Raw genomic sequence first — 9,035 nt, 5'->3', positions numbered from 1 at the left:
GCCTGCTCGCCGCCGAGGCCGAGGCCGGCAACCAGGCGTGGCTGACCGCCGTGCGCCTGGGCCGCCCGCACGTGACCTGGAAGTACGCCGCGACCCTGGACGGCCGGATCGCCGCCGCCGACGGCACCAGCCGGTGGATCAGCTCCGCCGAGTCCCGCGCCGACGCGCACACCCTGCGCGCCCACGCGGACGCCGTGATCGCCGGCTCCGGCACCTTGATCGCCGACGACCCGCACCTCGCCGCGCGCGACGTCCCCGGCGCGCGCCAACCCCTGCGCGTGATCGTCGACACCAACGCCCGAACCCGTACCGACGCCCGGGTCCTGGACGACGCCGCGCCCACCCTGATCGCGGTGGGCCCACAGGCCGACGCCGCGCACCTTCCCGGGTCGCTCGTGCTGCGGGTACCGCGCGCCGGCACCGGCCTGGACCTGCACACCCTGCTCAAGGAGCTGTACGCGCGCGACGTGCGCGCGGTCCTGCTCGAAGGCGGCCCCACCCTCGCCGGCGCGTTCGCCGCGGCGGGCCTGATCGACGCCGTCGTGGGCTACCTCGCCCCGACCCTGCTCGGCGCCGGACCCGCCGTACTGGGCCCCGCCGGAATCGCCACCATCACCGAGGCGTTGCGACTGAACGTCCACGACGTGACCCGCCTCGGCCCCGATCTACGCATCACCGCCCGCATCGAGCCGGCGCCTGCCACCCGTACGAAGGAGTCCTGACGCATGTTCACCGGAATCGTTGAGGAGCTCGGCGAGATCGTGGCCATCGAGCGGCTGGCCGACTCGGCCCGGATCACCATCCGCGGCCCCGTCGTCACCGCCGGCGCCCGGCACGGCGACTCGATCGCCGTCAACGGCGTGTGTCTGACCGTCGTGGACGACAAGATCGACCCCGCCGAGGCCACCTTCACCGCGGACGTCATGCAGGAAACCCTCGACAAGTCCAGCCTCGGCGCGCTCGACACCGGCTCGCGGGTCAACCTGGAGCGCCCGATGGAACTGGGCGGCCGGCTCGGCGGACACCTGGTCCAAGGACACGTCGACGGCACCGGGTCGATCCTGTCCCGCACCCCCGGCCAGGAGTGGGAGGTCGTCGAGATCGCGCTGCCCGCCCACCTCGCGCGCTACGTCGTCGACAAGGGCTCGATCACCGTCGACGGCATCAGCCTCACCGTGGTGCGCGCGCACGACGCGAGCTTCACGGTCAGCTTGATCCCCACCACGCTGGCGCTGACCACCCTGGGCGTCAAGGTCGTCGGAGACCCGGTCAACCTGGAGGTCGACATCATCGCCAAGTATGTCGAACGGCTCGCCACCCACGGGAGCGCGTCGTGATCGAGTGGCTCAACGACGCGGCGTTCACCATCGCCGACAAGCCCGTGCCGTGGTCCGACCTGCTCGGCAACATCGCCGCGCTGGCCACCGTGTGGCTCGCGCTGCGGCGCAACCTGTGGTCGTGGCCCGTGCAGATCGTCGGCTCGGTGCTGCTGATCGCCGCGAGCATGTCCGCCCACCTGGGCGGCAACGCGATGCGCCAGGTGGTGATCATCCTCGCCGCGAGCTACGGCTGGTGGCGCTGGTCACGCGGACGCCGCTCGACCGGCGAGGTACAGATCCGCTTCGCGACCAACGTCGAGCGGATCGCGCTCGTGACGCTGATGGCGGTCGGCACCGTCGGCTTCGCGCTGCTGCTGCAGGCCACGAAGACCTCGTGGGCGCCGTGGCCGGACGCGTACATCTTCGTCGGCTCCCTCGTGGCGATGCTCGCGCAGGCTCGCGGCCTGTTCGAGTTCTGGCTCGCGTGGATCGCCGTCGACCTGGTGGGCGTACCGCTCGCGGTCGCGCACGGCCTGGTCTTCAGCGGGCTCGTGTACGGCGTCTTCTTCGTGATGTGCGTCGCGGGAGTCGTCGACTGGTGGAAGCGCTCTCGCCGGTACCGCAACGACCACGAGCCGCACGACCGGCGTGACCTGCACGACCGGCCCGGCGACACCGAGCACGACCGCGACCACGTCGAGGAGGCCGCACCGGTGACGGCGACGGCACAGACGGTGCGGACCCCCCAAGCGGCAGACGTGGCAGTACGGCACCTGGAAGGAGCAAGGGCGTGAGCATCGGCACAGAACCCACCGAGATCGAGGTCCCCGCGCAAATGAACGCTCGCGACGACGCGCAGGCTCGCGGCAAGGGCCACCCGGGTGCCGGCGAAGCACGACCCGGCTCCGCCGACGGACACCCCGGTGCCGCGGACGACCTGCGTCTGGACTCGATCGAGGACGCCGTCAAGGCGATGGCCGCCGGCGAGGCGATCGTGGTCGTCGACGACGAGGACCGCGAGAACGAGGGCGACCTGATCTTCGCCGGCGAACTCGCCACGCAGGCGTTGATGGCCTTCATGATCCGCTACTCCTCCGGCGTGGTGTGCGTGCCCATGCGCGGCGCCGACCTCGACCGGCTCAAGCTGCCACCGATGACCGCCGTCAACGAGGACCGCAAGGGCACCGCCTACTCGGTCTCCGTGGACGCCAAGGACGGCGTCGACACCGGCATCTCGGCCGCCGACCGCACGCACACCGTGCGCCTGCTGTCGGACCCCGCGACGCAGCCCACCGAACTGACCCGGCCCGGCCACATCTTCCCGCTGCGCGCGGTCGAGGGCGGCGTGCTCGTGCGCCCCGGTCACACCGAGGCGGCGGTCGACCTGGCCGAACTCGCCGGTCTCGCACCGGTCGGGGTGATCTGCGAAGTCGTCAACGACGACGGCACGATGGCCCGGCTGCCGCAGTTGGTGCCCTTCGCCCGCGAGCACGGCCTCAAGATCGTCACGATCGCCGACCTGATCGCCTACCGTCGGCGTACCGAGCGCACCGTCGAGCGCGCCGCCGAGACCCGCCTGCCCACCGCCCACGGCACGTTCCAGGCGATCGGCTACCGCGGCATCGCCGACGGCGTCGAGCACATCGCACTGGTGGCCGGCGACCTCGGCGACGGCGAGGACGTGCTGGTGCGAGTGCACTCCGAGTGCCTCACCGGTGACGTGTTCGGCTCGCTGCGCTGCGACTGCGGCCCGCAGTTGGACGCCTCCCTGGAGCGGGTCACCGCCGAGGGGCGCGGCGTGGTCCTGTACATGCGCGGTCACGAGGGCCGCGGCATCGGCCTGATCCACAAGTTGCAGGCGTACCAACTCCAGGACGCCGGTCACGACACCGTGGACGCCAACCTCGAACTGGGCCTGCCCGCCGACGCCCGCGACTACGGCACCGGCGCGCAGATCCTGGTCGACCTCGGCGTGCGCTCGATGCGCCTGCTCACCAACAACCCGGCCAAGCGCGCGGGTCTGGAGGGCTACGACCTGGAGATCCTGGGCCGTGTCCCGCTGCCGGTGCACGCCAACGCCGACAATCTGCGCTACCTGCTGACCAAGCGCGACCGGATGGGCCACGACCTGCCCTGGCTCGAACTCGCCGAAGGGGCGGCCCAGGCCGAGGACGTCGTGGACGCGGTGGAGCCGATCGTCACCGTCTGAGCCGGCGCGGCGATCGTCCGTGGGTTGTGGTGGCCCGGCCCGTCACCCGTGTCTCGTCACTCGTATCGGTGACACGGGCACGGCGTCGGCGGGGCCGCGCCGATAGGTTCGATCCGCCGCACCCGGTCCACCGCGCTTCCGGTTCCACGCCTTCGCGCAGACCCACCGGCCCACGGCCCGCAGCTCACGGCCCCACGGCTCACGGGCTCACGAGCCCCCAGTCACCCACCGTTCACCACACACCCAAAGGACACCCACAGACATGAGTGGCGCAGGAGCCCCCCAACTGACGATCGAGGGCTGCCAGGACCTGCGCGTCGGCGTGGTCGCCGCGCAGTGGCACACCGTCGTCATGGACGGACTCGTCGCCGGGGCCGTCAAGACCCTGAACGACCTGGGCATCACCGAGCCCACGCTCGTGCGCGCGCCCGGCGCGTTCGAGCTGCCGGTACTGGCCAAGGCCCTCGCCGCGGACCACGACGCGGTCGTGGCCCTGGGCGTGGTCATCCGCGGCGGCACCCCGCATTTCGAGTACGTGTGCTCGGCCGCCACCGACGGCCTCACCCGGGTCGCGCTCGACACGGGTGTGCCGGTGGGCTTCGGGCTGCTCACCGTCGACACCGAGGAGCAGGCCCTGGAGCGCGCGGGCCTGGAGGGCTCGCGCGAGGACAAGGGCCGCGAAGCGGTGGAGGCGGCCGTCGTGACCGCGCTGGCATTGCGTACGCTCTCGGAAACGCGGCGTTCCGCCTGAGCGCGGTCCGCACCGGGCGACACACCCCCTCCCGCATCACCACGCGATATCCACCACCACGCGATGGGCACCATGAAGACGTTTGAACAGCTTTTCGAAGAGCTGCGGGCCAAGGCGGAATCGGGGCAGGAAGGCTCCCGCACCGTCGAACTCGTCACCGCCGGCGTGCACGCCATCGGCAAGAAGGTCGTCGAAGAGGCCGCCGAGGTATGGATGGCCGCGGAGCACGAGGGCACCGACCGCACCGCCGAGGAGATCTCGCAGCTCCTCTACCACCTCCAGGTGATGATGGTCGCTCGCGGTATCTCCCTTCAGGACGTATACGCTCACCTGTGACATCCGCCGTCCCCGGTCCGCTGCCCGGGCCGGGGATGTCGTGCTTGTCCCGGTAGTTCCCTGTTCTCTACGTCGTTCGGCACCACCCCGAAGGGTCATTTCATGCTGCGCATCGCCGTCCCCAACAAGGGTTCCCTCTCCGAGCCTGCGTCGGCGATGCTCCATGAGGCCGGGTACCGCCAGCGCAAGAACTCGAAGGAACTGGTCCTCACCGACCCCGAGAACAACGTCGAGTTCTTCTTCCTGCGCCCGCGCGACATCGCCATCTACGTCGGTTCCGGCCGCCTGGACGCGGGCATCACCGGCCGCGACCTGCTGATGGACTCCGGCGCGGAGGCCGAGGAGATCATGCAACTGGGCCTGGCCCAGGCCACGTTCCGCTACGCCGCGCCCGCCGAGGTCGCCCGCGAGCTGGACGGCCAAGGCAAGAAGGGTCTCGCCGGTCTGCGTGTCGCGTCGTCCTACATCGGCATCGTCGAACGCGACTTCGCCGAACACGGCATCGAGGCCGCGGCCCTGGTCAAGCTCGACGGCGCGGTGGAGACCGCGATCCAACTCGGCGTCGCCGACGTGATCGCCGACGTCGTCGAGACCGGCACCACGCTCGCGCAGGCGGGCCTGGCGGTGTTCGGCGAGCCGATCCTGCACTCCGAGGCGGTGCTGATCCGCCGCGCGGGCGCCGAGACCTCGGCCGCGTTGGATCAGCTCGTGCGTCGTCTCCAAGGCGTCCTGGTCGCGCGGCGCTACGTGCTGATGGACTACGACATCCGGGTCGAGCAGGTCGAGGGCGCCGTCGCGCTGACGCCGGGCCTGGAGTCGCCGACGGTGAGCCCGTTGCACAACGAGGGCTGGGTCGCGGTGCGCGCCATGGTCCCGAGCAAGGACGCCCAGCGGATCATGGACGACCTGTGGGAGATCGGCGCCCGCGCCATTTTGGTCACCGGTATCCACGCCTGCCGGCTCTAGGGCCTACAGGGCGTGTCCTCGACCCCCGGCCCCCGCCACACCTTCTCTCGGAGTATCGCTTCATGAGCACCCCAGCCGCCTCCCTCCCGCGTACCTGGTACGCGAAGCGCAGCCGTGCCATCACGGCGGTGCTCGGCGTGGTCGTCTTCGTCGGCCTGTGCGTGCTGGCGGTGATGCTGCCGGAGAAGGGCGGCTGGGGGCTCGGCTCGCGCCTGGGCGTCGCGGCCACGGGGGTGCTCGGGCTCGGCGCGATGCTGATGCTCGGACGGCCCAAGGTCGTCGCCGACGCGAGCGGGGTGACCGTGGTCAACCTGCTGCGCACGACGCACCTGGAGTGGGCGCAGATCGTGCGCGTGTACCTGCGCCAGGGCGACCCGTGGGTCTACATCGACATGTCCAACGGCGACACGCTGCCGGTGATGGGCATCCAGACCTCCAACGGCAAGGCCGAGGCGATCACCGCCGCGCGTGAACTGCGCGCACTGTCCGAGTCGTACGGGACGGCGACCGAAGCGGCCTAGGCCCGAGATCGGCCGCCGCGAACCGCCGGTCCGCCCGTTCACGCGCCCACCGGCCCACCGGCCCGATCGACCCCCCGACCGCTCCCGTGCTCACGGTCGCGGCACGTTGCGCAGGTTCGAGCGGGCCATCTGGACCATCCGCCCCACACCACCGCTGAGCACCGTGCGGCCCGCGCTCAGCGCGAAGCCCTGGACCTGTTCCGCGGTGATCTTCGGCGGGATCGACAGCGCGTTCGGGTCGGTCACGATGTCGACCAACGCGGGGCCGGGGTGCGCGAACGCGTCCCGAAGCGCGCTGCGGACCTGCTTGGGCTTGTCGACTCGCACCCCGAACGCGCCGGCCGCGCGGGCGATCGCCGCGAAGTCCGGATTCTTGTTCGTGGTGCCGAACGGCGGCAAACCCGCGACCATCATCTCCAGTTCGACCATGCCCAGCGACGAATTGTCGAACAGCACGATCTTCACCGGCAGGTCGGACTGCACGAGGGTGAGGAAGTCGCCCATCAGCATCGAGAACCCGCCGTCGCCGGACATCGACACCACCTGGCGCTCCAGGTCCAAAAACTGCGCGCCGATGGCCTGCGGCAGTGCGTTGGCCATCGAGCCGTGCGAGAACGAGCCGATCACCCGGCGCCGACCGTTGGGGGTGAGATAGCGCGCCGCCCACACGTTGCACATCCCGGTGTCGACCGTGAAGATCGCGTCGTCGGCGGCCTCCTCGTCGAGGATCGCGGCGACGTACTCCGGGTGGATGGGGACGTGCTTTTCGACCTTGCGCGTGTACGCCTTGACCACGCCCTCCAGCGCGTCGGCGTGCTTCTTGAGCATGCGGTCGAGGAACCGGCGGTCCTCCTTGGCCCGCACCATCGGGGTGAGTGCGCGCAGCGTCTCGCGGACGTCGCCCCACACGGCCAGGTCCAGCTTGGTGCGCCGGCCCAGGTGCGCCGGGCGTACGTCCACCTGCACGGTGGCCACCTCCTGCGGGAGGAAGGCGTTGTACGGGAAGTCGGTGCCCAGCAGGATCAGCAGGTCGGCCTCGTGCATCGCCTCGTACGCGGCGCCGTAGCCGAGGAGCCCCGACATCCCCACATCGAACGGGTTGTCGTACTGGATGTGCTCCTTGCCGCGCAACGCGTGTCCCACCGGGGAGTTGATCCGCTTCGCGAAGGCCATCACCTCCTCGTGCGCGCCCGCCGTACCCGCGCCGCAGAACAGCGTCACCCGCTCCGCCTCGTCGATCATCCGGGTCAGCGTCGCCAGATCCCCGTCGCCGGGGCGAACCGAGGGCAGCCCGGTCGGCAGCGCCACCTGGTAGCCCTGCTCGGGCGCGGGCCGATCCGCGACGTCGCCCGGCAGTGCCACCACCGACACCCCGCCGAGCCCCACCGCGTGCTGGATCGCCGACTGGAGCACGCGCGGCATCTGCTCGGGAGTGCCGATCAGCTCGCTGTAGTGGCTGCACTCGACGAACAGCCGCTCCGGATGGGTCTCCTGGAAGAAGGCCGTGCCGATCTCACCGCTGGGGATGTGCGACGCGAGGGCGAGCACCGGCGCGTGCGAGCGGTGGGCGTCGAACAGGCCGTTGATCAGGTGCAGGTTGCCCGGGCCGCAACTGCCCGCGCACGCCGCCAGCTTGCCGGTCAGCTGCGCCTCGGCTCCCGCCGCGAAGGCGGCGACCTCCTCGTGCCGCACGTGCACCCAGTCGACGGCCGCGTTGCGCCGCACCGCGTCCACGATCGGGTTGAGACTGTCGCCCACCACGCCGTACAGCCGGCGCACCCCCGCCTGGGCGAGGATGTCCACGAACTGTTCGGCGACGCTCTGCTTGGCCACGGGTAGCCCTTTCGTCTCGTGCTCCCACGCCCCGATCATCCGAAACGATGATCAAGGGAGATCGGGGGAGATCGAAGGAGATGGCTACCCGTAGGCGCGCGCCGCTACCCTCGGCCGTCGGCGAGGTCCCCGTACGCCTGGAACAGGTCCGAGAGTCGCAGCGTCGTCAATTCGGCCAGATCCGGCCCCTCGGGAAGCTCCACCAGGCGTACGTCGCGATACATGCAGCACTTCTCGTACAGGGTGCGGACGAAGCGCGCGTTGCCCAACTCGTCGATCCAGCCCTGCTCGCGCACGTGTCCGGTGATGCTGCGCAGCTCCGCCGCGGCGTCCTCGTCCCACCCGTCGCCGCCGCCGGCCGCCATCACCTCGGCTATTCGGGCGAGGTCCTCGGCGCCGTAGGAGGGGAACTCCACGCGGGTGGTGAATCGCGACATCAGGCCCGGGTTGGAGGTCAGCAGGCGATCCATGCCCTCCGGGTAGCCGGCCAGGATGATCACGAGCCGGTCGCGGTCGTCCTCGGCGCGCTTGAGCAGCACCTGGAGCGCCTCGTCGCCGTACGCGTCGCCCTTGGAGTAGCCCACGTTGGTGAGTCCGTACGCCTCGTCCACGAACAGCACGCCGCCGAGCGCCGAGTCGATCAGTTCGCTGGTCTTGACCGCGGTCTGGCCCAGGTACTCGCCGACCAGGTCCGAGCGTTGCGCCTCGACGAGTCGGTCGCTCTCCAAGAGCCCGAGCGCGGCGAACACCCGGCCCAGCAGCCGCGCGACCGTGGTCTTGCCGGTTCCGGACGGCCCGGAGAAGACGAAATGTCGCTTCGGGGCCTGCGCGGGCAGCCCCTGCGCCTCACGCAGCCGGGCCATCCGCATCTGCGCGGACAGCGCCCGCACCTGCCGTTTGACCGGCTCCAGGCCGACCATCGACTCCAATTCGGCCAGCACCAAGGCGAGTTGCTCGGGGGCGGCCTCGGGGCGCATCGGCGCGGACGCGGTCGCGGCGCGGACGTCGGCCTCCGCCTCGACGTCGACCTCGGGAGACTCGGGCGTCCCGGGGGCGTCGACCGACCCGGGAGCGTCGATCGCGCCCGACTCGCGCTCCGT

The 9,035-nt window shown here is 71.0% G+C and carries 10 protein-coding genes; 8 read left to right on the top strand and 2 right to left on the bottom strand.

Annotated features, from left to right (window positions below; translation table 11 throughout):
• From ribD to GT354_RS09025, 8 genes are all read left to right on the top strand, one after another.
• Positions 1-722, top strand: a 722-nt coding sequence (ribD, locus tag GT354_RS09060; protein ID WP_161355750.1) for a bifunctional diaminohydroxyphosphoribosylaminopyrimidine deaminase/5-amino-6-(5-phosphoribosylamino)uracil reductase RibD, incomplete at its 5' end; no start/stop codon positions are given.
• Between the two features lie 3 nt (positions 723-725).
• The gene (locus GT354_RS09055) at positions 726-1,337 is read left to right on the top strand and encodes a riboflavin synthase (RefSeq protein WP_161355749.1); all 612 of its coding nucleotides are present in this window, start codon (positions 726-728) and stop codon (positions 1,335-1,337) included.
• Positions 1,334-2,113: a nicotinamide riboside transporter PnuC gene (gene pnuC / locus GT354_RS09050; protein ID WP_161355748.1), complete on the top strand. Its 780-nt coding sequence runs from the start codon at positions 1,334-1,336 to the stop codon at positions 2,111-2,113. The genes GT354_RS09055 and pnuC overlap by 4 nt, the downstream gene beginning before the upstream one ends.
• Positions 2,110-3,528: a bifunctional 3,4-dihydroxy-2-butanone-4-phosphate synthase/GTP cyclohydrolase II gene (locus GT354_RS09045; protein WP_346011944.1), complete on the top strand. Its 1,419-nt coding sequence runs from the start codon at positions 2,110-2,112 to the stop codon at positions 3,526-3,528. Before pnuC ends, GT354_RS09045 begins: the two co-directional genes overlap by 4 nt.
• Before the next feature lie 262 nt (positions 3,529-3,790).
• A complete protein-coding gene (ribH, locus tag GT354_RS09040; protein WP_161355747.1) occupies positions 3,791-4,279 on the top strand; it encodes a 6,7-dimethyl-8-ribityllumazine synthase in 489 nt (162 codons plus the stop codon).
• A 63-nt stretch (positions 4,280-4,342) separates the two neighbouring features.
• A complete protein-coding gene (locus GT354_RS09035; RefSeq protein ID WP_161355746.1) occupies positions 4,343-4,615 on the top strand; it encodes a phosphoribosyl-ATP diphosphatase in 273 nt (90 codons plus the stop codon).
• Positions 4,616-4,717: 102 nt separating this feature from the next.
• Complete coding sequence (gene hisG, locus GT354_RS09030; RefSeq protein ID WP_161355745.1) at positions 4,718-5,581, top strand: ATP phosphoribosyltransferase; 864 nt, start codon at positions 4,718-4,720, stop codon at positions 5,579-5,581.
• 62 nt (positions 5,582-5,643) lie between these two features.
• Positions 5,644-6,102, top strand: coding sequence for a PH domain-containing protein (locus GT354_RS09025; RefSeq protein ID WP_161355744.1), 459 nt, complete (start codon positions 5,644-5,646; stop codon positions 6,100-6,102).
• Between the two features lie 90 nt (positions 6,103-6,192).
• Here the strand turns inward: GT354_RS09025 and GT354_RS09020 are convergent, their stop codons facing one another.
• Together GT354_RS09020 and GT354_RS09015 are read right to left on the bottom strand one after the other, a co-directional pair.
• Positions 6,193-7,935, bottom strand: a complete 1,743-nt coding sequence (locus GT354_RS09020) for a pyruvate dehydrogenase (RefSeq protein ID WP_161355743.1) — start codon at positions 7,933-7,935, stop codon at positions 6,193-6,195.
• Positions 7,936-8,039: 104 nt separating this feature from the next.
• Positions 8,040-9,035: AAA family ATPase (locus tag GT354_RS09015; RefSeq protein ID WP_237534538.1), on the bottom strand; the 996-nt coding region annotated here is incomplete at its 5' end.

It is taken from the genome of Streptomyces sp. SID3343 (assembly GCF_009865215.1).
Taxonomy (GTDB): domain Bacteria; phylum Actinomycetota; class Actinomycetes; order Streptomycetales; family Streptomycetaceae; genus Embleya.
Note: the sequence above shows the minus strand (reverse complement) of the source record. Positions and strands in the feature narration are given on the sequence as shown.